Source organism: Streptosporangium sp. NPDC005286 (assembly GCF_040607515.1).
In the GTDB taxonomy this organism is placed as follows: Bacteria; Actinomycetota; Actinomycetes; order Streptosporangiales; family Streptosporangiaceae; genus Streptosporangium.
Genome location: NZ_JBEXGU010000018.1, coordinates 1 through 26502, shown reverse-complemented (window position 1 = coordinate 26502; position 26502 = coordinate 1). Strand labels below are relative to the sequence as shown.

General features: G+C 70.8%; 27 protein-coding genes. 9 read left to right on the top strand and 18 right to left on the bottom strand.

The features are described from left to right. Nucleotides 1–110 precede the first annotated feature (110 nt). Nucleotides 111–926, top strand: coding sequence for a LuxR C-terminal-related transcriptional regulator (locus tag ABZU75_RS09705; RefSeq protein ID WP_355551346.1), 816 nt, complete (start codon nt 111–113; stop codon nt 924–926). Nucleotides 927–949: 23 nt separating this feature from the next. Here the strand turns inward: ABZU75_RS09705 and ABZU75_RS09700 are convergent, their stop codons facing one another. After that, nucleotides 950–1861 (bottom strand): LysR family transcriptional regulator, encoded by a 912-nt coding sequence (locus tag ABZU75_RS09700; RefSeq protein ID WP_355551344.1) that lies wholly within the window; start codon nt 1859–1861, stop codon nt 950–952. Between the two features lie 168 nt (nt 1862–2029). On the opposite strand from ABZU75_RS09700, the gene ABZU75_RS09695 reads away from it, so the two are divergent. Continuing rightward, nucleotides 2030–2629 (top strand): hypothetical protein, encoded by a 600-nt coding sequence (locus ABZU75_RS09695; RefSeq protein WP_355551342.1) that lies wholly within the window; start codon nt 2030–2032, stop codon nt 2627–2629. Continuing rightward, entirely contained in the window at nt 2626–3399 is a 774-nt protein-coding gene (locus ABZU75_RS09690; RefSeq protein ID WP_355551340.1) for an SDR family NAD(P)-dependent oxidoreductase, read from the top strand. The genes ABZU75_RS09695 and ABZU75_RS09690 overlap by 4 nt, the downstream gene beginning before the upstream one ends. Nucleotides 3400–3551: 152 nt before the next feature. On the opposite strand, the gene ABZU75_RS09685 is transcribed toward ABZU75_RS09690, so the two are convergent. The 11 genes from ABZU75_RS09685 to ABZU75_RS09635 form a co-directional block, all read right to left on the bottom strand. Continuing rightward, a complete protein-coding gene (locus ABZU75_RS09685) occupies nt 3552–4103 on the bottom strand; it encodes a group II intron reverse transcriptase/maturase (protein ID WP_355551338.1) in 552 nt (183 codons plus the stop codon). Nucleotides 4104–4509: 406 nt separating this feature from the next. Next, the gene (locus tag ABZU75_RS09680; protein WP_355551336.1) at nt 4510–4632 is read right to left on the bottom strand and encodes a hypothetical protein; all 123 of its coding nucleotides are present in this window, start codon (nt 4630–4632) and stop codon (nt 4510–4512) included. A gap of 65 nt (nt 4633–4697) precedes the next feature. Then, nucleotides 4698–6038, bottom strand: a complete 1341-nt coding sequence (locus tag ABZU75_RS09675) for a nucleotide pyrophosphatase/phosphodiesterase family protein (RefSeq protein ID WP_355551334.1) — start codon at nt 6036–6038, stop codon at nt 4698–4700. Then, complete coding sequence (gene eboE, locus ABZU75_RS09670) at nt 6038–7150, bottom strand: metabolite traffic protein EboE (protein WP_355551332.1); 1113 nt, start codon at nt 7148–7150, stop codon at nt 6038–6040. Before eboE ends, ABZU75_RS09675 begins: the two co-directional genes overlap by 1 nt. 5 nt (nt 7151–7155) lie before the next feature. Further along, nucleotides 7156–8031 carry a TatD family hydrolase gene (locus tag ABZU75_RS09665; protein WP_355551329.1) on the bottom strand — a complete coding sequence of 292 codons (876 nt, stop codon included), beginning with the start codon at nt 8029–8031 and terminating at the stop codon, nt 7156–7158. Next, nucleotides 8031–8531 carry an EboA domain-containing protein gene (locus tag ABZU75_RS09660; RefSeq protein WP_355551327.1) on the bottom strand — a complete coding sequence of 167 codons (501 nt, stop codon included), beginning with the start codon at nt 8529–8531 and terminating at the stop codon, nt 8031–8033. Before ABZU75_RS09660 ends, ABZU75_RS09665 begins: the two co-directional genes overlap by 1 nt. Then, a complete protein-coding gene (locus tag ABZU75_RS09655) occupies nt 8476–9348 on the bottom strand; it encodes a sugar phosphate isomerase/epimerase family protein (RefSeq protein WP_355551325.1) in 873 nt (290 codons plus the stop codon). The genes ABZU75_RS09660 and ABZU75_RS09655 overlap by 56 nt, the downstream gene beginning before the upstream one ends. Further along, nucleotides 9345–10274: an SCO3242 family prenyltransferase gene (locus ABZU75_RS09650; protein WP_355551323.1), complete on the bottom strand. Its 930-nt coding sequence runs from the start codon at nt 10272–10274 to the stop codon at nt 9345–9347. Before ABZU75_RS09650 ends, ABZU75_RS09655 begins: the two co-directional genes overlap by 4 nt. Further along, nucleotides 10271–11410, bottom strand: coding sequence for an inositol-3-phosphate synthase (locus tag ABZU75_RS09645; RefSeq protein WP_355551320.1), 1140 nt, complete (start codon nt 11408–11410; stop codon nt 10271–10273). The genes ABZU75_RS09650 and ABZU75_RS09645 overlap by 4 nt, the downstream gene beginning before the upstream one ends. A gap of 109 nt (nt 11411–11519) precedes the next feature. After that, nucleotides 11520–11750: a hypothetical protein gene (locus tag ABZU75_RS09640; protein ID WP_355551318.1), complete on the bottom strand. Its 231-nt coding sequence runs from the start codon at nt 11748–11750 to the stop codon at nt 11520–11522. Nucleotides 11751–11816: 66 nt separating this feature from the next. Next, nucleotides 11817–12608: a carboxypeptidase-like regulatory domain-containing protein gene (locus tag ABZU75_RS09635; RefSeq protein ID WP_355551316.1), complete on the bottom strand. Its 792-nt coding sequence runs from the start codon at nt 12606–12608 to the stop codon at nt 11817–11819. A gap of 204 nt (nt 12609–12812) precedes the next feature. Between ABZU75_RS09635 and ABZU75_RS09630 the strand changes: the two genes are divergently transcribed. Beyond that, nucleotides 12813–13631, top strand: coding sequence for a DUF3050 domain-containing protein (locus ABZU75_RS09630; protein WP_355551314.1), 819 nt, complete (start codon nt 12813–12815; stop codon nt 13629–13631). A gap of 105 nt (nt 13632–13736) precedes the next feature. Next, the gene (locus tag ABZU75_RS09625; RefSeq protein ID WP_350916647.1) at nt 13737–14555 is read left to right on the top strand and encodes a metal-dependent hydrolase; all 819 of its coding nucleotides are present in this window, start codon (nt 13737–13739) and stop codon (nt 14553–14555) included. A gap of 127 nt (nt 14556–14682) precedes the next feature. Here the strand turns inward: ABZU75_RS09625 and ABZU75_RS09620 are convergent, their stop codons facing one another. The 3 genes from ABZU75_RS09620 to ABZU75_RS09610 form a co-directional block, all read right to left on the bottom strand. Then, nucleotides 14683–17988 carry a chromosome partitioning protein ParA gene (locus ABZU75_RS09620; protein ID WP_355551311.1) on the bottom strand — a complete coding sequence of 1102 codons (3306 nt, stop codon included), beginning with the start codon at nt 17986–17988 and terminating at the stop codon, nt 14683–14685. A 107-nt stretch (nt 17989–18095) separates the two neighbouring features. Further along, nucleotides 18096–19559 (bottom strand): hypothetical protein, encoded by a 1464-nt coding sequence (locus ABZU75_RS09615; protein WP_355551309.1) that lies wholly within the window; start codon nt 19557–19559, stop codon nt 18096–18098. Beyond that, nucleotides 19549–20766, bottom strand: a complete 1218-nt coding sequence (locus ABZU75_RS09610) for a hypothetical protein (protein ID WP_355551307.1) — start codon at nt 20764–20766, stop codon at nt 19549–19551. Before ABZU75_RS09610 ends, ABZU75_RS09615 begins: the two co-directional genes overlap by 11 nt. Nucleotides 20767–21003: 237 nt before the next feature. Here ABZU75_RS09610 and ABZU75_RS09605 point away from each other — a divergent pair, with 237 nt between their 5' ends. From ABZU75_RS09605 to ABZU75_RS09595, 3 genes are all read left to right on the top strand, one after another. Further along, nucleotides 21004–21858, top strand: a complete 855-nt coding sequence (locus tag ABZU75_RS09605) for a helix-turn-helix transcriptional regulator (protein ID WP_350960159.1) — start codon at nt 21004–21006, stop codon at nt 21856–21858. 60 nt (nt 21859–21918) lie between these two features. Beyond that, a complete protein-coding gene (locus tag ABZU75_RS09600) occupies nt 21919–22299 on the top strand; it encodes a hypothetical protein (protein WP_350960161.1) in 381 nt (126 codons plus the stop codon). 559 nt (nt 22300–22858) lie between these two features. Beyond that, nucleotides 22859–23515, top strand: coding sequence for a response regulator transcription factor (locus ABZU75_RS09595; protein WP_355551304.1), 657 nt, complete (start codon nt 22859–22861; stop codon nt 23513–23515). Nucleotides 23516–23533: 18 nt separating this feature from the next. Here ABZU75_RS09595 and ABZU75_RS09590 read toward each other — a convergent pair whose 3' ends face one another. The 3 genes from ABZU75_RS09590 to ABZU75_RS09580 all read right to left on the bottom strand — a co-directional run bounded on the left by ABZU75_RS09590 (nt 23534) and on the right by ABZU75_RS09580 (nt 25790). Next, on the bottom strand, nt 23534–24463 hold the full coding sequence (locus ABZU75_RS09590) for a hypothetical protein (protein ID WP_355551302.1): 930 nt from the start codon (nt 24461–24463) through the stop codon (nt 23534–23536). Between the two features lie 49 nt (nt 24464–24512). Next, nucleotides 24513–25295: a MerR family transcriptional regulator gene (locus ABZU75_RS09585; RefSeq protein ID WP_355551300.1), complete on the bottom strand. Its 783-nt coding sequence runs from the start codon at nt 25293–25295 to the stop codon at nt 24513–24515. A 105-nt stretch (nt 25296–25400) separates the two neighbouring features. Continuing rightward, complete coding sequence (locus ABZU75_RS09580; RefSeq protein ID WP_355551298.1) at nt 25401–25790, bottom strand: helix-turn-helix domain-containing protein; 390 nt, start codon at nt 25788–25790, stop codon at nt 25401–25403. Nucleotides 25791–25908: 118 nt separating this feature from the next. Between ABZU75_RS09580 and ABZU75_RS09575 the strand changes: the two genes are divergently transcribed. After that, complete coding sequence (locus tag ABZU75_RS09575) at nt 25909–26286, top strand: glyoxalase/bleomycin resistance/dioxygenase family protein (RefSeq protein WP_030907873.1); 378 nt, start codon at nt 25909–25911, stop codon at nt 26284–26286. Nucleotides 26287–26502 lie beyond the last annotated feature (216 nt).

Here is a 26502-nt window from a genome sequence, read left to right as displayed (position 1 = left end):
CCGAGCGGGAGTGTCCATGCCCTGACCTGTGTCGTATCCTGCTTCCCTCACACGGCTCGCCGCCTCGGAGAACGACGTACGGCGGCCGGTCTCGACCGCTGGGAGGGTTCGTGAACGATGACGTCGAGGTGCGCACCGCGATCGACAAACTACTCCCGGAGCGGCTTCGGCGGCTCCAGCGGGTGACCGGCGTGCCTGTCGTCTTCGGCGGACACACCAGGCCCGCAGCCACCAGGCGGCAACTCGTCCTGAGCCGTCTCGTCGGCACCCTTGGCGACTCGCTCAGAGGTCTCGCCGTGGACACCGGCCGCGGCCTTGGCGGCTCCGTGCTGCACGAGGGATCCCCTCGCCGGGTCAACGACTACGCGACAACCACGACCATCACGCACGACTACGACCGCATCGTGGTGGAGGAGGAGCGCATCACCTCGGTCTTCGCCGTGCCGGTGGTCGTGCGCGGCGTCGTCCAGGGCGTGATGTACGGCGCGGTGCGCGACCCCCAGCCGATCGGGGATCGGGCGCTGAACAGCGCCGGCGTGGTGGCGGCCCAGATGCAACAGGATGTCGAGGACCTGTTGCGACCTGGCGCCGAGGAGCCTCATCCCGGCTCCGCCCACGCCGCGATCGCCGAGCTGGCCGATGTCGTACGGAGCATCACCGACCCCGCTCTGCTCGCGCGACTGGCCCGGATCCACCGGGCCTTGGTCGGCCCTGGCGTGCGGGTGCCCGCCACCATCACGCTGGCCCAGCGCGAACGCGACGTGCTGAGCCTGGCCGCGGTGGGCGCCTCCAACGTGGAGATCGCCGCGCGACTGGGGCTGAGCCCGCAGACCGTCAAGGCCTACATGCGCACGGCCATGAGCAAGCTCGGCGTGCACAACCGCACCGCCGCCGTCCACGCGGCACGCCAGGCCGGCGCCCTCTAGGGGTAGCCGGCTTCGATCCCGGGTCAGGCCCACTCCGGGGTGACGGATTCGGTGCCAATCGCGTGTGCGGCTCGTCGTAGCGCCGTGACCAGGGCGGAATCATCGGACGAACGGGTACACAGGGACAGCGGGCAGGGTTCGACGTCCATGACCGGCACGAACACGATATCGGGATGCCAGCGGCTGTGACTGACGAAGCCTCCGGTGATCGAGATGGCGTGCCCTGCGGCGACAACCTCCAGCAACTCATCCATCGTGTGCACGGACGGCCCGTAACGGACAGGCACACCGCTCGGTCGCGGATCACACGCCCACCACCGCACCCACTGCTCGTCCGCCTCGTCGTCGGTGACGTGTGGTTCCCCATCCAGCTCGGCGAGCGAGACGGTCGCTCGGCCGGCCAGTCGGTGCGCCACCGGCAGCGCCACCACACGTGGCTCGTGAAGCACGACGTCGAACCGCAGGCCGGTCGTGTCCGCTATCGGCGGACGCACGAGGGCGGCGTCCACGTGGCCTGAGCGAACCGCGGATGCCTGTTGTGGCCAGGGCAGTTCGACAAGCCGGATTGATGATGTCGGGATCCGTCTGTGCAACTCGTCGAGCAGCCGGCGGCTGTGCGGGCCGGCGGCGGCGGTCATGAACCCAAGCCGCAGGCAGCCGGTGAGGCCGCGCTGGTAGGCGGCAACGGCGGATACCGCACGGTCGGACGCGGCGAGCGCCTCACGCGCTTCGACGAGGAACCGCCTCCCCGCCTCGGTCGGGCGCAGCGGGTGCGCCGAGCGGTCGATCAACTCCACGCCAAGCGTGCGTTCCAGCTTCCGCACCTGCTGGCTCAGCGAGGGTGCGCTCACGTACAGCCGCTGGGCAGCCCGGCCGAAGTGGCCCTCGTCGACGACCGCGATGAGGTAACGCACGAGGTGCAGGTTGAGGTCCATGGTGACTCCTCCCAGCCAGGAGCATAATGCGGCCACCGTCCCGATCACAGCCCGTTGACCTGCGGTGTTAGCCGAATGGTTAATGGGTGTGTCGTTTTTATGTCCTGGACGACCCGGTAGCCGGCGGCGAACGTGGGAACCCCCGGACGGACTCTAGGAGGAAACCCCGTGAGCCGCTACGAACACGCGTTCACGCATATGTTCGCAAGCCTGGAAAAGCAGATCGACAACACCGACAACCCGCGTCACCGCGCCATCCTCAAGAACTACCGGCGACACGGCTTGCTCGAGGTCTCCGGCCGCTACCGCGAACTTCTCGCGCCCAGCATGACCGTCGAGCATCCGCATTACCGCCTTCACGAAGGCGGCACATCGGTGATTCTCGACGGCATGGCCCAGGTGATGGCCTTTTACGAGTCGCTGGTCAAAGCGAACGCGATCGTCATGTGGGTGAACAAGCAGGACATCGCCGTCAATGATCGAGGCTTCTCGGGCGAGGTCGAGTTCTCGCAGTTCGTGCCCGGCGCGATGCTCGGCGACAGCGTGTTCGGCTCGGTGCGGGCCGGCGACGATCCCACCGACATCTACCTGCTGAAGCGCACCCTGGCGTTCGTCTGGCCCTACGACGAACGCGGCCGGCTGATCGGCGAGCACGTCTATGAGGACACCGCCTCGCGCGAGATCACCAAACCCGACCCGGCGGACGTCATCACCGCGGAACGTGCGGCCGAGCTGCTCGCCCCCGAGATCGACAAGGAGCTCCCGTGAAGGTCGCGCTCGTCACCGGTGCCGCGGGCGGGCTGGGCGCCGCGGTAGCCGCTCGCCTCGCCGAGGACCATGCCGTACTCCTGACCGATGTGGACGCCGACCGGGTCGCCGCGGCCGCCGCGAAGCTCGTTTCGAGTGGCGCGACCGTCGCCCACACCAGGTGTGACGTGCGCGATCGAGAGTCCGTGCGGGCGGCGTTCACGACCGCCGAGGAGCGGCTCGGCGAGGTCACGGCATTGGCCAACGTTGCCGGGATCGGACTGTTCGTCCCATTTCCTGAGCTGACGGACGAACAGTGGGACCGCACATTCGCGGTGAACACCCGAGGAACGTTCCTCAGCTGTCAGGAATTCCTGCGCCGCCGTGCCGGACGGCCTGGGGCGATAGTCAATGTCGCCTCGATCGCCGCTCGGCTCGGCATGGACGTGCTCGCCGACTACGGTCCGTCGAAGGCTGCGGTGATCGAGCTGACCCATGCCGTGGCCAGGGCGGGGGCCGTCACTGGCGTACGGGCCAATGCCGTGATGCCGGGGCTGATCTGGACCGACATGTGGCGGAAGACCAGCGAGTGGCTTCTGGAGAGCGATCCGGCGTATGCCGGTTCGACGCCGGAGAAGATCTTCGCAGGGTTCGTCGATGCGCTGGTCCCGATGAAGCGGCCGCAAACTACGGACGACATCGCCGCGATCGTATCCTTCCTGATGAGCGAGCAGGCCGTGAACATCACCGGCCAGACCATCGCGGTCGACGGCGGCGTCGTGATGACCTGAGGTCTCCCAGCCTCGGGCTTCCGTACGCCCAGCAGGCACGGTCGGCCGATCGAGGGAACGCGTGTTCGGCCGACCGTGCGGTGATCAATCGGGGTTGTCCTCGTCAGGGTGGTGGCCCCGACATGAGCCCATGTCCAAGAACCAGGGGAATGTCAGTGCTTGGCTGCGATCTTCGTCGGTGTCGAGCGGTGCTTGGAGGCCAGGGTCTTCAGCATGGAGGTCAGCATGACCCAGCGAAGCCGGTGCAGTCGTCGGACGTCACCGGCGAGCAGGTAGTACTGGACGAGCCCTCGGTATTCGGCCCCGTAGATCCCGACGATGTCGTGGTCGTCATAGTTGATCACCTGGGGCCGGCGCGCAGGTTTTCCGCGCTTGGTGTAGAGGGCGATCTTGGCCTTGATCAGCGCTTTCGGCACGTGCAGGCTGACAGCGCCGTTCACGGCGCGCTGGCCGCTGGCAGTGCGTTGCCTGTCGTCGTGCTGGACGCTGATCTCGTAGCCGAGGAAGCCTGCCCGGTCTGAGCGGGCGTGGGTGATCAGCGTCTTGTCCTGGGACAGTTCCAGCTTGAGGTCATCACGCAGGAACTGCGCCAGCCGCTGTTTGATCTCTTCGGCTTCGGCTTTTGGTCCGGTGAACCCGAGCAGATGGTCGTCGCAGTAGCGCACATACCGCAGCCGCCGGAAGCCGGGATCGTGGGGATCCACGCTCGGCAGGCTCCGCATTCGATCATGGACCTTCCGGGCTTCGGCTCGGTCTCCGGCTCTGCGGGCTCGCGCGAGTGCGTTGGCCTCCTTGAGGTAGGCAGGGTTGCGTGCCCTGCGTCCCCCTCGGGTGTATTCCGCGGATGAGACCTCCGATGAGGCTAAGTCGTCAAGCTGCTGCTGTGACGGGTGGCGGGAAGGCCTTGGCAGGATCGTAGGCCTGGCCGGTTTGCAGGCAGTGGTAGAGCTGTCCGAGCATGCGGTTGAACAGATGCCGTAGTGCTGAGGTGCTCGCGCAGCGTCAAGAGGGTACGGTCGATCGCCTCCAGCACCCGATCCGTGCCGGTCCGCCCGGACAGGTCGAGTCCGAGTCGGCCCGAGAGCACCTCCGGCACGAACACGTTGGTGTTCAGCCGGTACCGGGGAGGGCGAACCGCTGGGCGAACGCGGACATCTCATCCCGCTGCCGTTCCGGTTCCGCCGTGGTGGGGCTGACCACGATGCGGCGGCGGCGCTCATCCCGAACACGCACACCTCACCCATCCGGTGAAGTGCTGGCGCCGGAAGAAGCCGGTCTCCGCCCGCGCGTCGCCCTCGTCAGCGCGGGAGCCCGCCACCCCGGATGACCGCCGTCAGCAAACCCTTGACCTCGGTGGCGTCGTAGGCATCTCGATCAAAGGGGCCGAGTAGTACAGGTCCGTCACTGGGATCGTCAGGGAGGCGACCGTGGCTTCCGCGCACCAGGGCCGGATCGAGCGGCACCACCGGCATCGTGTAGCGGAAGCCGAGCCGCTTGCGGGCCAGCGCCAGGCCCGCGCGGACTTTCACGAGCGGGTCGGCGGGATCCATGAACAGCTCGGCGGGGTCGTAGCCAGGTTTGCGGTGGATGTCCACGAGCCGGGCGAAGTCGGGCGCCCGGTCGTCGGAGAACCAGTAGTAGTAGGTGAACCACGCGTGCGGCTCGGCGACCGCGACGAGCTCGCCCGCGCGCTCGTGGTCAAGCCCGTACTTGGCCTTCCCCGCCTGGTCGAGGACCTCGTCCACGCCGGCCAGGTCGGCGATCACGTCGCGGGCCCGACGCAGGTCGGCGGGGTCACGCACGTACACGTGGGCGATCTGGTGGTCGGCCACCGCGAAGGCGCGCGACGTCCACGGGTCGAGGTACTCCATTCCCGCCTGGGTGTGGACCTCAAGCAGCCCGGCCGAGCGCAGCGCCCGGTTGATGTCGACGGGCGTCGTGGCGTTGGTGATGCCGTACTCCGACAGCACCACCACTGTGGCGTCCTCGGCCAGGAGAGGAGCCAGGGCGGCGTCCACCGCCTGGGCCGCCCTGACAGCCTCCGGCCCGTCCGGGCCGTACCGCTGCAGGTCGTAGTCGAGGTGCGGGACGTAGACCATGAGCAGGTCGGGCCGCTCCTCGTGCAGGATGTGGCGGGCCGCGGCCACGATCCACCGGGAGGAGGCGATGCCGGCGTTCGGTCCCCAGTAGCTGAACAGGGGGAACGGGCCGAAGCGGCTTTCGAGGTCGTCATGCAGTGAGGGTGGCCGGGTGTAGCAGTCGGGTGACTTGCGGCCGTCGGCGTGATAGATCGGGCGCGGCGTGACGAGCAGGTCGCTGGCGGCTCCCATGGCGTACCACCAGCAGACGTTGGCGGTGCGCAGGCCGGGCACGGCGTCCCAGAGTTGGCCGCCCTGGATGAGCGCGTTGTGCTGGCGCCAGAGGAGCACCTCGCCGAGGTCTCTGAAGTACCAGCCGTTGCCGACGATGCCGTGGTCGCGCGGCATGGCGCCGGTCAGCAGGGTGGCCTGCATGGAGCAGGTGACGGCGGGCAGGACGGGCCGCAGCGCCGCGGCTGCGCCGACCTTCGCGACGCCCGGCATGTGGGCCAGCAGCCGTGGGGTCAGGCCCACCACGTTGATCACAACCAAGGGCGGCATCACAGCTCCTTGAGTCCGAGTATGGCCAGTTCCCGGCGCGTCCAGTCGAGTTCGGCGGCGATGCCCTCGGCGAGGTCCACCGGCGTTGCGGGCAGTACGTTCCAGGTGTAGGTCTCCACCTCGACGTGCCGGGTCAGAGGGGAGCCGCCGCCGAGCAGGGCGCGCAGCAGCTCCTTGAGGTAGGGCGCGGTGGTGGTGAGGGGCGGCGGCGGTGTGGTGTGCAGCGGCATGTGGAAGTGCACCCGCCAGGTCTCCTCGGTGGGCAGGGCGCCGGCCAGGGCCGCGTCCAGGTCGTCCACGGCTCCGGACGCCGCACGGGTCTGGTGGAGGAAGCGGTTCTCGTCGAACGCGGCCAGTACCGCCTGGCTGCCCGGTGGCGACTCCAGCGCGCAGGACGCCTGGAATTTCACGATCGGAAGCCTCAGTTCTGCGGCGTTCGCGGCCGGTTCGAAGCCCACTGCCAGGTGGCAGGCGTCCAGGCAGACACCGAGGTGGTCGCGGTCCACGTCTCGCAGCAGCCGCGCCGCCTGTGCGGTGGTCTCCACGACGCAGCCGGGTTCGGGTTCGAACCCCAGCCGGATCAGCTTGCCGGTACGGTCGGCGAGCACGCGCAGCCCCTCCGCTACGGCGTCCACGTTCGCCATGGCCGTCGCAGCGCTGTCCGCCGTCCACTCGGTGCGCCAGGTGAGGGGGAGGGTCGAGATCGTGCCCTCGGTGACGTCGTCCGGCAGCAGGCGGGCAAGGATCTCTGCCAGATCGAGCGTGTAACGCGCCCGCTCGCGCGATGTCCAGTCCGGGAAGTAGACCCGGTATTTCACGACCTCGTCGTGAAAGCCGCGATAGGGGAAGCCGTTGAGCGTCACCACCTCCAGCCCGAGCCGGCTGAGCAGGGCGCGGAGCCGTACGAGCTCGGCGGCGTCGGTGATCAGCGACCGCGCCGCCTCATGGGGCAGCCACAGCCCGATCCCGAGCCGATCGACGCCGAGCAGATCCCGCACCCGCGCGGCGAAGCCGGTGAGTTGCGCGTGGATGCCGGGCAGGTCCTCGGCGGGGTGGACGTTGGTGCAGTAGGCGAGGTGGACGGTCGAGCCGTCGGGATGCCGGAAGCGCATGCGCTTCAGCCCCGCCTGATCGTGTTGCCCGCGAAGTCCGGCTCGGCAGAGCGCGCATCAGGAATGTGGGCCGGCTCGCCGGATGCCGTGCCGATATCGAGCCGCCCGCTCTGCCTGTAGAAGGCGACGGGGTTGCGCCACAGGACCTGGTCTACGTCGTCCGCAGTGAACCCGGCCGCGAGCATGGCGTCGGCGACCTCGCGGGTCTTCAGCGGATCGCTGCGGCCCCAGTCGGCGGCCGAATTCACCAGCATCCGCGCCGTGCCGTACTCCCTGAGGATCGCCACCATCCGGTGCGGGTCCATCTTGGTGTCGGGATAGATCGAGAATCCCATCCAGCAACCCGACTCCGCGACCAGGCCCACAGTCGGCTCGTTGAGGTGGTCGACGAGCACCCGCCCCGGCGCCGTCCCCGAGGCGCGGACGACGTCGAGCGTGCGCCGGGTGCCCGCTACCTTGTCGCGGTGCGGCGTGTGCACCAGGACGGGCAGGTCGCTGTCGGCCGCCATCGCGAGCTGGGCCTCGAAAGCGTGCTCCTCGGCCGGGGTCATCGAGTCGTAGCCGATCTCGCCGACCGCGACCACGGAGTCCTTGAGCAGATAGTTCGGCAGTTCGGCGAGCACGTCCGTGCACCGCGGGTCGTTCGCCTCCTTGGGGTTGAGCGCGAGCGCGCAGTGGTGCCGGATGCCGTACTGCGCGGCACGGTACGGTTCCCAGCCGAGGAGCCCGTCGAAGTAGTCGAGGAAGCTGCCGACGTTGGTGCGCGGCTGCCCCAGCCAGAAGGCGGGCTCGACCACCGCCCGCACCCCTGCGGCGCGCATCCGCTCGTAGTCGTCGGTGGTCCGGGACGTCATGTGAATGTGGGGGTCGAAGATTCGCATCAGAGCCTCTCCAGCACATCTCGGGGAACCGGTCGGCCCGCGGCCATCCGCTCGGCGGCGTGATCGGCGAGCATTCTGGCGAGCTCGGTGTCGAAGCGGCGGTCGAGCCCCGCGACGGACGCGAGCGGGATCGACAGGAAGACGCACTTGAGCACGCCGTGACGGAAGGCGTGGTCGTCCAGCCATCGTGAGCCATAGGGGCCGAGCGCGGCGGCGACCAGCCTGGCGTCGTTGGTGCGCAGCGCGTCCTCGACCAGCGAAACGGCGGCCGCGCCGACCGCGAGCTCGGGCAGGGCGTTCAGGATCGCCAGCCGCTCGCCGGTGTCGCCGCGCCGGTAGAGCTCGCCGATCACGGCCGGGTTCCCGCGCAGCGCGGTCAGCAGCGCGTGTCGCGCGCCGGGTCCGCCGCGCCGCCCGGCCTGCGGGAACAGCAGCCGCGCCGACTCAGGGTCGGCCTTCACCTGCTGTACGGCCTGCGCCGTCCACTCCTGCTCGCTCATACGCCCTCCTCAGGAAGTCGATGGACCTGCGGGCCACCTCGGGGGCGGCATGACCGTGCCGGGCGAGTTCGACCGCGACCAGGCCCCGGTAGCCGTCGAGCGCGGCGAGCACCGGTGGGAAGTCGATCTCACCCGCGCCGAACTCCAGGTGCTCGTGGACGCCCCGGCGCATGTCCTCGATCTGCACGTGCGCGAGGTACGGCAGTGCCCGCCGCACGCACTCGGGGACGTCATACGGTTCGAGGCACCGGCAGTGGCCGATGTCCAGGGTTAGCCCGAAACGGTGATGGCCGCCGAGCAGGCGGCGCAGCCGCTCGTACCCGGCGAGGTCCGCCACGAGCATCCCCGGCTCCGGCTCGAACCCCAGCGTGACCCCGACACGGTCGGCCTCGTCGAGAAGCCGTTCACACCAGCGGACCAGTCGCGCCCATGCCTCCGCTTCGGGGACCTCGGCGGGTCGCACGCCGCTCCACAGATGCACCACGGGAGCGCCCAGGTCGGCGGCGATCCGCAGTGCCCTGCTCAGGAGATCGGCCCGCTGTGCCGCGCCGGCGTCGTCGTCCAGCAACGTCGGGTGGTGTTTGCGCCACGGATCCAGCGTGTAGCGCCCGCCGGTCTCGACGACCGCGCCGAGGCCGAGCGCATCGAGTCGCTTGGCGATCAGCGCCACCTCGTGCGCCGATCCGGCGGCGTAGGGGTCGAGATGGCCGTGGTCAAGGGTGATCGCCGCCCCGTTGTAGCCGAGGTCGGTCAGGATCGCGAGTGCCTCGGGAAGCCGGTGGTCGGAGAAGCCGTTCGTGCAGTAGGCCCAGTTCACGACGTCGCCATCCGGGCCGAGAGCCACTGGCCTGCGGGCATCGCCGCCAGCAGCGCGCAGGCCTGCGCGAGCCGGCCCCGTCCCGCGACGCCCGCCGCCTGGAGCGGGATCAGGCCGAGGATGCCGAGCCGTACGGCGTGCCGTACCTGGTCGGGGTCCGGACTGGCCCGCAGCCCGGCCTGCGCACCGGCGGTCACGGCGGCATAGCCCACGAGCAGCGCGACCGCGGCGGCCCGGTCATGCGGTGCCGGAGCGTCGGCGCGGTGCGACGCGGGCACCGGGAAAGTGGCATTCCCGGGACACGGCCCGTTCGGCGGTGCCGGGTGACGGCCCCCTCCCAGGCAGCTCAGGGCAGCCAGCCCGGCCGCGGCCGCGCTCGCCGCCAGCGCACCGTTGATCGTTCCTCGGTGTGCCCCCTTCACCTCCGCGCGGCCCAACAGGCTGATCCCGTAGGTGTGCGCGCCGATCGCCAGGGCCATCAGCCCACCGGTCCCGGCGCGCTCGCCCGTGCCGAGCAGCACGTCGAGCGCCCGGCAGGCGGCCATGGCCGCGGGTCCCGCGGCCGTCCGCTTGAGCCCGAGGTCGTACGCCCACACGGCGCCCGCGAGCAGCCCGGCGCGGGCCAGCCCGCGACGCCCGTCCGTGAGCGCCGCCGTGAGCAGGCCGGCACCGGTCAGTGTCACGGCGATGCCGAGCGCGCGGCCGGGGGTGATCCGCCCTGAGGGGATGGGGCGTTCCGGTCGCTCGACGGCGTCGATCTCCCGGTCGGCCCAGTCGTTGAGCGCCATGCCCGACAAGTAGAGGAACAAGGAGGCGACGGCCGGTCCGGGGGTGGCGGGTCGTCCTGCCGCCGCCGCACCGGCCATGGTGTCGCCGGGTACGGAAAGCGCGGCGGGTGCTCTGACCAGTTCGAGCAGCGCCCTCACGACAGTTCCTCGGCGAAGGCGCGCAGCCGAGCGTACTGCTCGGCGAGCCCGTGTTCATCCGTCGCCAGGGGATCCTTGAAGAAGTAACCGAGTTCGGGGAGCACACCGTGCCGGCCCTTCTCATGCGCCCGGGCGACCAGCCGGGCGAGATCGAGGACGAGGGGCGCGGCCAGCGCGGAGTCACAGCCCTGCCAGGTGAACTGGAAGGTCATCCGCACGCCGAGGAAACCCTCGAACGTGACGTGGTCCCAGGCGGTCTTCCACTCACCGAGGTCGGGGACGTAGTCGATGTGCGTCTGGCCGTCGATTCCCGCCCCGAGCACGCCGGTGACGGCCCGGTTCTTCGACATCTGCTTGCTCGCCCTGGCGTCCGGATTGGCGAGGGTGGCGCCGTCCCCTCCGCCGAGCAGGTTCAGGCCCGACCAGGAGCGCACCTGCAGCGCCCGGCCCGCGAACATGGGCGCCAGCGCGCTTTTGACCAGGGTCTCCCCGGTCTTGCCGTCCTGCCCCGCGTACGGCACGGCCTTCAAGGCGGACAGCTCCGCCAGCGCGGGCAGGGTCGGCCCGGTGGACGGGGTGAACTCGACATAGGCGCAGCCCGCGTGGAAGGCGGCGTATGCGTAGAGCGAGCTGGGAGGCAGGACCTCCGCCCCGCCCGCCAGCGCCTCCTCCAGGTCGGCCAGCCGCTCGAACTCGGGGCGCCACACGGCGGGGGGTTCGGTCGACGACACGTTGACCACGACGACGCGGTCCGCCCCGTGTCTCTCGCGGAACTCGACGAGATCGCGGATCAGGCGGGCGGCGGCCGCGCTCTGCGGAGCGTCGCCGGACGCGTGCCCCGGCCGGATCTCGGCCTCTGCGGCGGCCAGATCCCCGGCGAGCAGGGCGGGCAGATACGCCGGGATCACGCCCGCTTCGCTCAGCTGCTCGGCTCGTTTGCGCAGGGAGATCTCCGCCGTGTCGTGACCGCCGAAGACCATGTCGGCGAACGGCGGAAGCCTGCCGGGGAAGCCGGGGATGTCGGTAACGCAGCCGCGAGGAGGGGAGATCCCCGCCCTGAAGGCGGCGGCACCGACTATCACGGTGGTCGCCACCGATCCTCGAGCACCGACCAGCCATACGCCGAACGTGGGCATTGCGACCTCCGAACAGTGGCGACTTTTGTCAGCTACCCCCCATGTTTCGCGATGTTAAAGGCTGGTTTCGTCGGCGGTCAATAATCAATATGTCGATTGTCGACATAAGTTAAGCAGGGTTGGACTGGCCGACGGCCTCGGGAGCCAAGACGTGTTTGATGACCCCCGCACGGCCGCCGAGTTCGCTGGCGCGGATGCCGAGTCGTTGGGTGGCCAGGGGCAGCGAGCGAGCGTAAACCACCTCGCGAACGCTCGCCAGGAGATGCTCGCCCGCCTCGGCCAGATCACCGCCGATCATGATGACCGCGGGATTGAAGAAGTTGACGATCGAGGCCGGCACGCCGCCGACCTCTCTGCCGCCCTGCCGGACGAGATGAATCGCCGGCCGCGAGATGGAGGGTTTGGGCTAGGGCTTGAGGTCGAGCTGGATGCGGTGGACGGTGGTCAGGAGGCGCTCGAAGTCGGCGACGACGGCCTCGCCGTACTCGCCGGTGTCGCGGATCCGGATCTTCAGGGGTCGCCCGAGGTGCTCGGCGGTGATCCGGTAGCGGCCGATGGGCACGTCCAGCACCCCCGAGCCGTCGCCGCCGCGCTCGGCCCGGCGGGTGATGACCTCACCGGCCGAGCCGTCGATCAGCGGTCCCTGCGGGGTCAGGGTGAGCGTGACGTCCTCGTCCTGCAGGAAGGTCTCCGGGCTCTGTGGGTCGTAGGACTCCAGATGGAAGAGGACCATGCTGCCATAGAAGCCCAGCCCGTCGGACCGCTCACCGGCGAGCCGCCAGGTGAAGTCGCGGATCGCACCGTCCGAACCGGCGAAGGGGGTGTCGTCGTGGGGGGTCAGCTCCATCGTGTAGGCACGGCCCTCGAAGCGGCGGGTCACGGTGCCGGTCACCCGGAACGTGGCCGCGGCGACGTCGGTGCTCACCCGGTAGCGGCCGTCCTTGTCCGTCGTCACGACCAGGTTGCTGTTGTACAGAAGCTGGTTGTCGGCGACGATCTCCGCGCCCGCGACGGGCCTGCCCGCCGCGTCGACGACCCGCCCCTTGAGCACCCCGGCCTCCGACTGCCCCGCCCCGGCCTGCCGCTCCGCGGCGGTCTCCCGCCCGGCATCGACCGTCCCTGTCATCCGCTCCCCGCCTTCGATCGCGCAGCCGCTCAGGGCCGCGATGAGAACACCCACGACGATCACTTCTCGCACGCCGGTCAGGCTAGCGAACGATCTTGCAATCGACTTGGAAGGGGCGGCCTGCCGACGGATCCCCGGCGGATGCCTCGTCTCGTGTTTTCGCCTGCTCACACGGAGAGAGCTGGCACGATACGAGAAACGGCTCGCCAAGGCGGATCTCCTGGAGCACGACAGGCCGACGTCGTGGGACTACGACGTCTACTAAGGAGTCAGAAGATGTCGGAATCACGCTACAGCTGGAACGTCTCTCACCCCGGTCTCCACGAGCTGCAAAGGACCATCGAACCGATCCGGGAGAAGATCCTCGCCCACGACGTCTACAACTCGCTGAACGAGCTCGACGACGTGGTCGTCTTCATGGAGCACCACGTCTTCGCGGTCTGGGACTTCATGTCGCTGCTGAAGAACCTGCAGGGGCGGCTCACCTGCGTGCGGGTCCCCTGGGTCCCGCAGGGCCCCCGGACGAGCCGGCGCCTGATCAACGAGATCGTGCTCGTGGAGGAGAGCGACGAGCTCGGGGAAGGCCACATCAGCCACTTCGAGCTGTACGTCGAGGGGATGCGGCAGGCAGGTGCCGACGTGCGGCCCATCGAGTCGTTCGTCAGCCATCTGAGAGAGGGTGGAACGGTCCAAAAGGGACTGGGGCTCCCCGGTGTGCCACCGGCGGCCGCCGACTTCGTCAGGACCACCTGGAAGATCATCGAGTCCGCTCCCCTGCACGCCCAGGCGGCGACCTTCGCGTTCGGCAGGGAGGACCTCATCCCGGAGATGTTCGACCGCGTGTTGCGGACGGACCGGCATGCGGAGGCCCTGGAGAAGTTCCGCGACTACCTCTCTCGCCACATCGAGGTCGACGGCGAGCAGCACACGCCGATGGCCATGCAGATGCTGGTCGATCTCTGCGGGGACGACCGGCGGAAGTGGAACGACTGCGCGGCCACGCTGCGGGCGGCGCTGGAGGCGCGCCATGCCCTGTGGGACGGCATAGCGGGACGTACCTCCCCGTCCGGTGCCGCTGCCGCGAAGACCGCCTGATCGTCGAAGTCCGGGCCGAGGGGACCGCGAGGTCATATCGTGTTCGGCGCGGTCCTCGCGGTCGCTTGCGGAATGACACGGAACGATGGGAACCAAAGATCAGCTATGGACACACAGGTCACCTATCCACGCGGCGACGTCCACGGGGTCTCGCGGGTGGTCTCGGCCACACCGGTGAGCGGCGGCTACGGCGTGGTGACGGCGCAGACACCGTTCCATCCCCTGGACCACACCTGGCCCGACCAGCCCGCCGACCGGGGGACCGTGAACGGGCTGCCGGTCGTCGACTGCGTGACCGGCGCGTCGGACGGCGAGCGGCTCTACCTGGGGGAGGAGATCCCGGTACGCCGCGGCGCCGACGGCTGGCAATGGCTCGTGGTCCACGTGCTGAAGGAGCCGATCGCCGGGGACGCCGAGCTGGTCGTCGACGAGGCGTACCGGTCGGCGCTCTCCGCGGGGCACAGCGCGTGTCACCTCGCCGCGCTGGCCCTCAACGCGGCGCTGGCCGACCGGTGGCGCAAGGAGGTGACGCCCGACTCGCTCGGCCGGCCCGACTTCGACCAGGCGGCGATCACCACGTCACGGATCGTGGAACACGGCAGTGACGACGTCTACCGCCTGGGCAAGTCGCTGCGGAGAAAGGGATTCGACGCCGAGGGCCTCGACCTCGCGGAACTCACCCGGCGGATCGACGACCAGCTCGGCGAGTGGATCGCGGCCGATGCGCCGATCACGGTGGACAGCCCGTCCCCATCCCTGTCCGCGCGGCGGATGTGGCACTGTTCGCTGCCCGAAGGCGAGGCGCGCATCCCCTGCGGCGGGACGCATGTCTCGCGGACCTCCGAACTGGGTTCCGTACGGGTCTCCCTTTCCCTCCAGGACGCGGAGCTCACGATGCGCAGCGTGGTGAGCCCTCCCGCGTAGCGGCACGAGGGAGAGGTCGGCCCGCGGTCACACCGGACCGGTGAACATCGGCTCACCCCGCTCACCGGTCCTCCCGCTTTCCGGTCTTCCGGCTCAACCCGCTCTTTGGTCTTCCCCGCTCACCCGCTCACCTGCTCACCGCGGAAGCCAGGGCGCGCACCCGCTCGGCGTTCCGGTCGTGGCCGATGACGACCGGTGGCTCGTTGTACGGCATGGCGTCGGAGGAGCGGCGCAGCTTGACGTACTGGCCGCAGGCGTCGACGGCGTAGGGTTCCATGTCGTCCTGGAGCGCGCCGATCACCGTGATCCCGTACGTCTCGCCGATCCGGCGGAACAGCGCCACGGCCTCCCTGCGATGCTCCTTGCCGAGGTTGCGGCCCAGCTCGTCGAGGACCAGGCACAGGTGCCCGCCACCGGAGGACGCGATCGCCGCCGCGCAGACCAGTTTCACCGCCTTCTCGTCCATCAGCGCGGTGTTGGCCCGCCGGTTGTACGGCACGAACCCCTGCCCCTCGCCCCTGCGCCACTTGGGCGTCACCCGCCACGCCCAGCGCTGCTCGGGGTCGGCGGGCGCGGGCGGCACGGGGAACTCCAGCGTCGCGCCGTAGCCTCCGTAGGAAGTGTCGAGCCTGTCGAACTCCTCGGCCACCCGGGTCAGCCGCGCCTTGATCGCGGCGGTCAGCGCGGCCCGGTGCACGGCGGTGGACTGCGCGGCCTCCTCGGCACCCTTGGCGGCGGCCGTCAGGTCACGCTGCCGGGTGGTGATCTGCGTCTCGATCTGGCGGCGCCGGTGCCGTTCGTACTCCTCCTGGCCGCGCAGGTAGGACGCGAGCGCCGAGCACACGCCGGGGAACGTCGCCTGCTCGCGGGCGGTGCGCCCGGCGCCGGGCGCGGTCCGCTCCCTGACCAGGAAGCGCAGTTCCTCGGGCATCTCCTCGTCCTCGCCGGGGAAGGTGTCGCGCAGCGCCTCGTCCAGGCGGCGCTCGGCGGCCCGCCACCACTCCTCGGCCGTCAGCGGGCGCTCCTGCTCGTCCAGGGCCCCCAGCCACTCGCGGGCACCGTCGACGGTGCCGCCCCAGTCGCCGGCCAGCGCGTCAAGCCTGAGCGCCTCGCGGTCGGCGGTGATTCTCGCCGCCTGCCCGGTGGCCTGGTCGCGGTCGGACTCGTGCCCGGCCCTGCGGCCCTCCAGGCGCTCGACCTCCATGCTCCTGGTACGGGCGCGGAAGTCCAGCGTGCTCGCCCGGCGCTCGGCCTCGCCCACCTTCGGCGCGACCTCGGCCAGTGCCTCGGTCAGCTCACCGAGCGTGTTCCGCCGCTCGGCCAGCCGCCGCTCGATGTCGGCCAGTTGCACCGACGCCTTGGCCCCCTCCAGCCGCCTGCCAGCCTCGGCCACGGCGTCCTCGGCAGCCCGTACGGCCGCCGCGGCGCTCTCCTGCGTGTCGCGCGCCCGGTGCAGCCGCTGCTCGGCGGCCTTGATCCGGGCCTCCCTGCCGGTGACGGCCACCTCGAACGACCCCACGACGGTGACTCCCGCCGCGCTGACCAGCACCGAGCCGGGCAGCGCGTTCAGCGCCCGCGACGCGGCCTCCAGATCGGCCGCGTCGACGATCACCGCGTGCTCGTGCGGCCACCCGCGAGATCCCAGCGCGGCTGCTTTCCGCCCGGCCTCGTCCTCGCGGGCCTGCTCGGCGACGTCGATCGCGTCGAGCAGGCCGGTCGCTCCGACGCCCGCCTCGGCGAGCGCGTTGAGCTGGGCCGCGGCCGGTCCGCCCTCGGCGTCGTCCAGCGCCGCCTTCGCCCCCTCGACCTCGCGGTCGGCCACGCCCAGTGCTTTCAGCGCCTCGTTCAATCGCGTCCTGGCCTCGGCCAGCTCCGCGCCCGCCGCCGTCACGTCGCGCCCGTCGGCCAGCCGACGCTGCTCCTCAAGCCCGGGAATCCAGCCGCGCAGGTCGTCCACCGAGTTCTCCGCCACCGCTCGGTCGGCGTCCAGCTTCGCGGCGCGTGCCTGCAGGGTGGCCAGCTCCCTGCGAGCCTCGGCCAGACCGCGCTCCAGCGTGTCGTCCTTGAGCGTGGCGATCTCCGCCCTGATCTCGCCGATCGCCTCCGTGGCGCGCTCGGCCGCCGCGCCGGCCCGCTCCAGCTCCACCGCCAGCGCCTCGTCCCGCTGCCCCGCGTCGGCGAGCCTGCGCGCCAGCCGTCCCCGCCAGCGGCGCATCGCCTCGGCCAGCCGGACGCGGGCACGGTCGCGCCGGTCGAAGGTCTCCAGGAGCGTACGGGACTCGTCCTCGAACTCCCGCAGCAGCTCCATGGCCCGCGTCGCGCGCACCCGCCTGGCGTGCTCGTCGCGGCGGGCCTCCCGCTCCTGGTCGAGCTCGGCGTCCAGGCCGGTCAGCGCGGCGATCGCCTCGAAGACCCGCTCCGGGGAGATCTCGTTGAGCGGCTGGGAGAGCAGGTTGGTGGCGACCTTGCTCCGTACCGAGGTGGACAGGAACGACACGCACCTGACCCGGTCGCCGTACAGGAACCTGGTCAGGTCGCGCGCCACCACGTCACGTCGTCCCGCCGAGCGGGGCAGCGCCGCCCACAGCGCGTCGGCTCGCGTCACCCGCTCCGCCTCCGAGGCCGCCGACGCCAGGTGCACTCCCGGGGCCCACCTGATCTCCAGGTGCGGGGCCTCCTGGTTGACCCGCAGCCACACGGTCACCGCGTCGTCCAGGGAACCGGTGCGCGCCGGGTCGGCGTCCAGAGAGCCACCGTCCGAGGGGGCGGCGTCCGGAAGGCCGGGGTCCATGGAGCCCGTGTGCACGGAGCCGGCCGGCGCGAAGACACCGACGATGTAGCCGTGGTCGGCGCTGGCCCAGGTCCGGCCGCCGCCGCCCGCGGCGAGTTCGGCGTTGAACAGCAGCTCCGACACCGACTTGGCGCCCGAGGCGAAACGCCACTGCTCGTCTCCGAGCAGCGCTGTGATCATCGCGATGAACGACGACTTGCCCGCGCCGTTGGAGTCCTTCGGACCGGCGCCCGCGACCACGATCAGCGTGCCCGGCACGGTCGGCACCGGGTGGGTCGAGAGCCGGGAGATGTTGACCGGCTGTACGGCGACCAGCACCCGGTCACCCACCACGTTCTCGGTCGGAGCGGTGGCACGGATCTCCACGGGGACCAGACTCGCCTGCGTCCCGGCAGAGGCCTCGGAGGTCTCGGCTCTCGCGGCCCGGCTCCCTCCGGCCGGCACGTCCCCGGCCGGAGCGGTCGCGGCCCGGCCGCCCCTGGCCGGCACGTCCCCGGGCCGGGGGTTCGCACCCCGGCTGCCCCTGGCCGAGATGTTCCCGGCTCCGGCCTGGACGGCTTCGCCCGTGCCCGTTCCGGTGTCGGCGGCTTTCGCGCGGCTCCCCCGTGAACTCTTCGCGGCCTGGTTCCGCTGGTCGGTCAACCCCGTCGTTCCTTTCTTCCGTCCCGTTCCCGATTCCGGGAGCGCCGGGTCCTCGGTACCCCCCACCGGGGTCGACTCATCGCGTGGTGTGGTCGCTCCACTCCCGATCACCGCCGGTTGGCCCGTACGGCCGCGGCCAGCGGGGTGTGCGGCCCCGCCGCGAGGATCAGTTCCTCCTGCAGGCGCCGCCTGGCCTGCGGGGTCAGCCGGTGGAACTGCGGCCCCGGCACGTACCCCCCGGCCTCCTCGCCCGCCTTCACCTGGGTCACCAGACCCGCGTGACGCAGGGTGCGCAGTGCGGCCTCCAGCTCGCCGATCGGCAGCTTGGTATGCCGCCGCAACTCGTCGATCTGGGCCGGGAACGGCGAGAGCCAGCTGTCGGTGGGCAGCAGGCCGTCGGCCCTGGGAATCGCCACCGAGTGGATCAGCACCAGTACCAGCACCGCCCGCTCGGCCTCGTCCAACGTCGAGCCCGCCTGCGACACCGTGCCCGTTCCCGAAGCCGTGCCCGTTCCCGAAGCCGTGCCCGCTCCTGAGGCCGTGCCCGCGCCGAGTGTCCCGGCCGCGTAGCCGGAGATCCACGACTCGCGGTCGTGGATCAGGACCCGGCCGCGGCGCTCCAGCATCTCGGTGAGCGTGCGGCGCAGCACCGGGTCGCGCAGCGCGGAGAAGCGGGCCTCGTGCACCGGCTCGGCCGTGTGCTCCACCGCCATGAACGCCGCCACGATCTCGGCCCTGCGACGCTCGTCGAACGGGCCGAGCAGATCGGTGTCCACCTCGTCGGGAATCGTGACGCTCGCCCCCGCCTCAGCGTCCTCAGCGGCGCCGTCAGGGCCGTCATCGATGACCGGGAGCACCTCCGTGCCGCCCGGGGTCTCCTCCGCGGTGGGCAGGCGGCGCATCAGCTCCCGCAGCTGGGCGTGGGACGCGGGGGGCCAGGACGCGCACCGGGGGCCGAGCCGGACGAACCCGTCTGCGACCTCCAGCCAGGCCGAGTCGTGCAGGCGGCGCAGCGCGCCGATCGCCCAGTTGCGCATCAGGTCGTCGCCGCGCCCGATCAGGGCACGGTATGTCGACAGCACGTCGTCCACCGGGGCGGGGGTGCCGGGCCACGGGTCGGCGGTCAGGTCGCTCCAGCAGCAGCGCAGCGCCGCGGCCAGCACCCGCCGGGTCTCGCCGGATCGTTCCACCGGGACCGGTGCGACCTGGTACTCCTCCAGGAGCGAAGGGGTCGCCCCGTCGGGCCAGACCGGCAGCGCCATGCCCGTTCCGTCACCGCGACCCAGCCGTGCCATCCCCGCCGGAGCCGCCTGCCCGGCATGGAGCGCGAGAGGTCCGCCCGACCTGGCCCGGACATGTGCCGTCACGGACGGTTCGGCCTCCGAGGTCCGCGCGTACGCCTCGGTGGTACGGACGTGTGCCGTCGCGGACGGTTCAAGCCCGGTTTCCGGGGGCCGCGGGTGCGTCTCGGCGCCGGCCTCCCCGGTCGTCAGCGGGTACTCGGGTGTCTCGGGGCCGCTGCTCGCCGGTTCGGTCGCCGGGGCCGGTACGTGCCGCGGATCAGCCGACACCGCCGGTCCTTTCCAGGCGGCCGTGAGAGAGCCAGGCGGGTTCGGCGCCAGGGGTGGCGGTGAGGCCGTCGGACCAGCGCAGGCGATAGGGGGAGTCGGGGCGCAGGTCGGCCGAGACGAGGTCGGCCAGCAGACGGCGGGCGGAGACCCACTCGCCGTCGGCGGTGAGCAACTCCTCCAGCCGGGCGGTGGAGCGCCCGGCGAGGGCGGCCTCGGCCACGGTGGTCAGGTGGTCGAGGCCGTCGGTGGCGGGGTCGTGGGTGTCGGCGGGGCCGGTGTCGGGCAGGGCCGAGCGCGGGGGAGTGGGCTGGGCGGGTGCCGGGCGAGGGCTCTCGTCCACGGCCCTGACGATCGCCGCCGGATCGTGCCAGGGGGCGGGGGCGTCGAAGACGAAGCCGTCGAGCACCGAGGCCAGCCGCTCCTTGCTCGCGGTCTGCGCGAAGGTGCGCCAGAGCTCCGCGGGGAGCAGCGTCAGGTTCCTCGTCGTGCCCGCGGAGTCGGCCAGACGCCCGGCGGCACGGCGCGAGGCGTCGCTGTAGGAGTAGATCGCGGCGCGCAGCTCGGTACAGGTGCGGTCGAGGTCGGGCCAGCGGGTGAGGATGGTGCCGTGCAGGTTCTGCGCCCGCCGGGCGATCTCCTCGGTGCCCCACAGCTTGGGGGCCTGCTCGCGCAACTCCTCGATGGTGCCGCCGGTCAGCGTGATCAGCTCCAGGGCCCAGAGCCGGAAGGCGCGCGAGAGGTTCTGAGCGCTGGCGCGGGCCTCCTCCATCGTCGTGCGGGGGTCGGCCACGTTGAGGTCTTCGAGCGCGAGCAGCCGGTGCATCTCCGACTGGCCGCCGTCGTCCATCATCCGGCGGATGAACATCAGCCCCACCACGCTGGTGAACGACGCGCGGTAGCGGAGCTGGTTGGGCTTGGGAAACACCTCGCGGATCGCGCCGAGGCCTCGCAGGACCCGGAGCCGGTTCTCGAACCGGTCGAGCGGATAGGCCCGGCAGACGTTGCGCATCTGCTCGTGGGTCAGCCACTCCTCGCCGGCCTCGGCGAACGCCGCGAACAGGGTCTCGGCGATGTCGACCAGCGCGGGGTCGTCCACCACCGCGCCGCTGTCGCGGGCGAGCGCCGCGAACATGCGGCGGTAGGTCGAGAGCACGGCCTCCTCGGTGAGGGCCGAGTCGAGCGTGAGCTCATGGTTCGTCTCTGGCACGCGCCCTACCGTAAGGCTTGCGCCCGACATCCCCGACCCGCATCAGCGGAAAGCGCAGGTGGGACGGCCAATCGTAGGTCTCTCACCGACCTCGCACGGCCTGTCGCAGGCTTTCCGGATAACGGAGCGGGAGCGCGCCCATCAGCATTCCGCAACTATTCGCAACTTTCAGGACAGATCGCAACATCCGACGTACGGTCGGAGGATCAACCCCCCCGCGGTGACGAGGTGACGGAGATGGCGACCTCCACAGCACGCATCGACGAGGCCAAAGGCATTCTCGCCGCCAGGCTCAGGGCGCTTCGCGCCGACGCCGGGCTGACCGGGCGAGCGCTGGCGGCCAAGACCGGCCTGGACCACACCAAGATCTCAAAGATCGAGAACGCGGTCCAGATGCCCAACCAGGCCGACATCCGGACGTGGTGCGAGGCCTGCGACGCGGACGAGCAGGTGGTCGACCTGATCGCGGCCGCCCAGAACATCGACGCCATGTACACCGACTGGCGCCGCCTTGAGGAGAGCGGCCTCGGCCACGTGCAGCGCTCCTTCCAGCCGCTGTACGACAGGACCCACCAGTTCCGCGTCTGGCAGCATTCGGCCGTCCCCGGCCTGCTCCAGACCGGTGACTACGCCCGCGGCCACCTGCGCGCCATCATCGACTTCCGCGGCATCCCCGATGACATCGACGCCGCGGTCGCGGCGAGGCTGAGGCAACAGGAGATCCTGCGCAACGGGAGCAAGCGGTTCGCGTTCGTCGTCGGCGAGCAGGCACTCCGCACCCCGCTGGTCGGCCCGGCGGAGATGGCCGCCCAGCTCGACCGGCTGGCGGAGCTGACCTCGGGCGTCGCGAACGTGTCCTTCGGCATCGTCCCCGCGACGATCAGGCCGCCGCTCATGCCGCCGGAGAACTTCTGGATATACGACGCCAACCGGGTCCGCGTCGACACCGTGCCGGGCCAGATCCAGCACAAGGCCCCGAGCGACGTGGGCGTGTACGAGAAGGCGTTCCGGGCGCTGAGCGGTGCCGCGGCCTACGGGCAGGAGGCCCGCGCCCTGTTGCGGGCCGCGGCCGCCGCGTTGGGCGAGAAGTGAACTCGCAACATCGCGCAACACCGTTGAGGTGGGCATCCCATGATCTCTAGTCTCGCGAGCGTGACCGTTGATCACACACCCCCCGAAGACCTCGCGCCGCACCCAGCCGAACTCCGGGCCCGTGAACTGGCGGCCCTGCTGGCGCGAGCCCACAACATCCCGGCGGACGTCCACCGCCTGCCATCCGGCAAGATAGTCGTCTCCGTCTACTACGGGCTGGTCGCCCGCCTCGACGACGCCTGCCGTTTCTGGTGGGTCGTCCCGGCCTCCACCGGCCGGCACAGACCGCTGTGGACGAGCGCCGCCACCCCGGTCGCGGCCGCGTTCCGGATCGCCACCCACTACCGGGAGATACGGGCCCACCCGCTGGCCCACCTGATCTGCGGCGGCTACCTGCTGACCGACGTCCTGCTGGAACACCACACCGTCGCCCCGGTCTGACGCCGCCGGGATCTCCGCCCAGCGGGCCGGGCAGGGCGGCGGGTAGCCGATGTCAGGCATGTACAGCCGCGTCATGGCCATGCCGGTGGTGCCGCATACGCGCTTGACCACGGTGGGGGTGCCGATCACGCGGAGCCGGACGGAGTCGTCGTGCGAACCGGTCACCGGGCCGCGGCCGTGGTCGTCGGCATATCGGCTTGCCGACGAGGATGGGATCCGGATGCTCGCACACCGCGTCCGTGAACACCCTCAAAGGGGCAGAGGTCAATGGGCGAGGCCATTATGAGGCGTCGGCGGAGGACAACCCGACGGGGGTGCTAAACAGTCGGCACTTATTCGGGTTATATGTTCACGCCATTACATAGTCCACGGAGCGTGGCCCAGATGGAGCCGGTGACGGCAATCTTCCCTCGTAAGGACGATAACCTCATGTCAGGCTTTTCGGTGTTTAACGCTGGTACGCAGTAATCGGCTGAATTCTGTGGGTAGTCTCCTCGCGTGTGGGTAGTGGCCCCGGGCCAGGCACGAGCGCACCGCGAAACGACGGGGGAGACAACCCATGATCAGCGTCCTGATCGCCGAGGACATGCACCTGGTCCGGGGGGCCATGGTCGCCCTGCTCTCCACCGAGGACGACATCAAGGTCGTGGGAGAGGTCGGTCACGGCGACGAGGTGGTCCGCTCCTGCCTGCAGCACCGGCCGGACGTCGCACTCCTCGACATCGGCCTGCCCGGCACCGACGGCCTCACCGCCGCGGCGGAACTGCACAGAAGGCTCCCCGAGTGCGCCACGGTGATCCTGACCGGGCTCGCGACCCCGGCCGCGCTGCACCGCGCGCTGGACGCGGGGGCACGCGGTTTCGTCGTCAAGGACACCCCGGCGAGCCAGCTCGCCGACTGCGTACGCCGGGTGGCCGCCGGCCAGCAGGTCGTCGACCCCGAGCTGGCCGTCGCCACCCTCAACGCGAAGCCGAACCCGCTCACCCCGCGCGAGCTGGAGGTCCTGCAGGCCGCGGCCGAGGGCGCACCGGTCGGCGAGATCGCCGACCGGCTCTGCCTGTCCGGCGGCACGGTACGCAACTACCTGGCGCGGATCCTCACCAAGGTCGACGCCCGCACGCGCGTGGAGGCGGTCAGGATCGCCAAGGAGGCGGGCTGGCTCTGGTCCGACGACCTGACCGAACTCGGCCTGATCCGCTCTCGGAGGACGGGCTAGGTGTTCTGTCTCGTGCATTCAGCCCGATCGGGCGGTGCGGGGCGGGTGCTGAGCCGGTCCCGCCGAGGAGATCAGAGGCAGCCGGTCAGGGTGGGCAGGAAGTCCGGGCACCGATGCGGTCGCCCGTGCTCCGTCACGGGCCCGGCCGATCGCGGCGACGGCGGCGTCCGGGTCGTCGGCGTAGCAGCGGAGGCGCCGGGCCGTGACGACGGCTCCCAGCGGGCGCACCGCGGTCACCGGCTCCGCCAGGTCGACGACCAGGTTCGTCTGGGACGACACCGCCAGGGAGAGTTCGTCGCCGGTCACCCGCAGGAGACCTTCGTGGTCGTAGCGCCGGTCCACCCGTACGGACTCGACCAGTGCCATCGGCACGCGGAGGTCGAACAGGGCACCCCAGCGGAGCCTGAGCTCGCCCGGGGCGGCGACATGGGGCCGGATGATGCCGGCGGCCGTCATCGCCAGCATGGTGACCACGGCGTACACGTCCAGGACCAGCACGACCGCGTGGACGACGGGCCAGGGCAGCAGGATGGCCAGAACCACCGTCTCGATCACGCACACCACGAGCAGGATGACCATCATGGGGGTCTGCTCGCGGGCGTAGCCGATCGCGACGGCGTCGCCGCGGACCCCCTGCCGCCGCCCGGCGACCAGATATCCGATGCTCGCCGCGGCTCTCGCCTCATGCGCCGTCAACCGCAGGACCGGCTCGGGAACCAGCTCCCGCAGCGCCGCCCCGGCCGCCTCGGCGGCCGTCAGGCCCGCTGACCGGTGCCTCCTGAACGCCCCGGTCAGCAGGAACGTCTCCACCCCGACGAGAGTGGCGACGGCCACCTCGGCCACCACGATCACCGGCATCGGGATGGGGACGCCCGCGACCAGGCACACCACCAGGGCCATCTCCGCGGGGAGCACCGCGTAGGCGATCGCGCGGACCAGCCGCTTCATCTGAATACCTCCAGCGTGGAGACCCCGGGCTGCGGCCGCGGGGAGGAAGTCAGGACAACCGCCCGCTGAGAAGCCGCAGCGTCGTGCGTACGACCTCGGCCTGGGCCGGGGGAAGATCCGCCAGGAAGGCCGCCCCGAGTGGATCGGTGGAGGCCCCCGGGAGATCGGAGCTGAGGAGGGTCAGCAGGTCGGCCGGGATGTGGTCGGCGAACTCGGCGGTCAGCGAGGGGATCCGCGGATCGTCGGCGGTCGCCTCGGTCAGCTCGCCGAGCCTGCGGTAGAGCTCGTAGGAGCGGGCCACGGCGCCGGGGTCGGCGGCCATCGGCCGCATGGCGGCGAACAGCCGCTCCCGATCCTCGGGAGTGGCTGCCGTGTCCATCAGCGCGAGCAGTTCGCGGTCCCAGGCCGCCAGCGCGGGTTCCGGCAGCTCGGCCGCCGAGGTCGACATCGCGCCGAACAACCCGGCCAGCCCGGGGGAGACCACGTCGTCGGGGTCGAGCTCGGCACAGGAGGCCTTTTCCAGCAGCACCGCCAGCCGGGACCGGCGCTCCTGGATCGCCCGCTCCTGGCGGGCGAGGTCGGCGTCCAGTTCGACGAGCACCTCGTGCAGGTCACGGCCCCGGTCGTCGGCCAGGACGTCGCGTACCTCCTCAAGGGCCAGGCCGAGTTCGGTGAGCCGCCGTATCCGTGCCAGCTCGACCGCGTCCCGCAGGCCGTACACGCGGTAGCCGTTGGGCCGCCGCGGCGGTTCTGGCAGCAGTCCCTGGTGGTGGTAATGGCGTACGGCGCGGGTGGTGATGCCGACCAGCGCCGCGACCTCTCCGATTCGCATACCTGCATTACAGACGTTGACGCCGCGTCAAGGTCAAGCTCCTCCCTGACCGCGACCTATGATCACAGCAGCTGAGTTCCGCGGCGGTCGCCCGCTGTCCGAAGGTCACCGCCGGGCTGTGGCGTCGTAGCGGCGGCGGGCCTGCTCGATGTGGTCCAGATGCCGGCGGGTCCAGCCGCAGATGCCGTTGACGGTGTCCCGCAGTTCCAGGCCCGCGGCGGTCAGGGTGTACTCCACGCGCGGGGGAACCGTCGGGTGGACCACCCGGTCCACGAGCCCGTCGCGTTCCAGTCCGCGCAACGTCTGGGTCAGCATCTTGTGGCTGATGCCCTCGATCTCGGCGCGCAGCTCAGTGAAGCGCAACGTGCGCTCGCCCATCACGTTGACGATCAGCAGGGCCCACTTGTTGGCGATCCCGATGAAGATCTCGCGTGCCAGCGAGTCGGCACGGGTCAGGTCCGCCCGGTGCGGCACGGGGCTGAGCTGCTCGGTCACCGCGAGGTGCCTCCCTTTCCAAAAAGTGCGTTCTTCCACGTCAACGCACACTCTTCTACGGTTACCGGGTAACTACAAGAGAGTGTGGCCGGAAGGCCCGCCGACCGGGAGAGGTCCCATGACGATCCTGAAGACCTATGGCCGCCTGTGGGCCGACGACCTCGACCGCGCTCTGCCCCTGTTGCGGGAGATGGTCGGGGCCGAACCCGACCTGCGGTTCGCCTTCGACGGCGTCGAGCTGGCCGCCATCGGCGACCTCCTCATCGTGGCCGGACCGCAGCAGGAGCGAGCGAGGTACGCCCATGCCTCGGCGACCGTCATCGTCTCCGACCTCGATGAGCAGGTCCGCGCCCTGGAGGCGCACGGCGCCGAGATCACCACCGCGATGAGCACGAGCCCCACCGGGCGGTTCCTCTACGCCCGCCACGCCGGCGGGCCGGAAGTGGAGTACGTCGAGTGGGTACCCGAGCTGGTCGAGCGGATCATCGGGAGCTGAGCCCGGCGTGCCGCGTATGACGCGACCCTGCCGGGCGGCCCGAGCGGTGAGCGCCTACTGGCGCCGGGGCAGGTCCGGCTGACCGGGAAGGACGAGGCGGGCGCCACGTGGTCACGGAAGCGGAGTCGAGCTGTCGCACCTTGAGGAGGTGTTCGGCTGCTTACATGTTCCGGGTCACCGCACCGTCGTGACACCGGCCTCGCGGGGCAGGGGGCC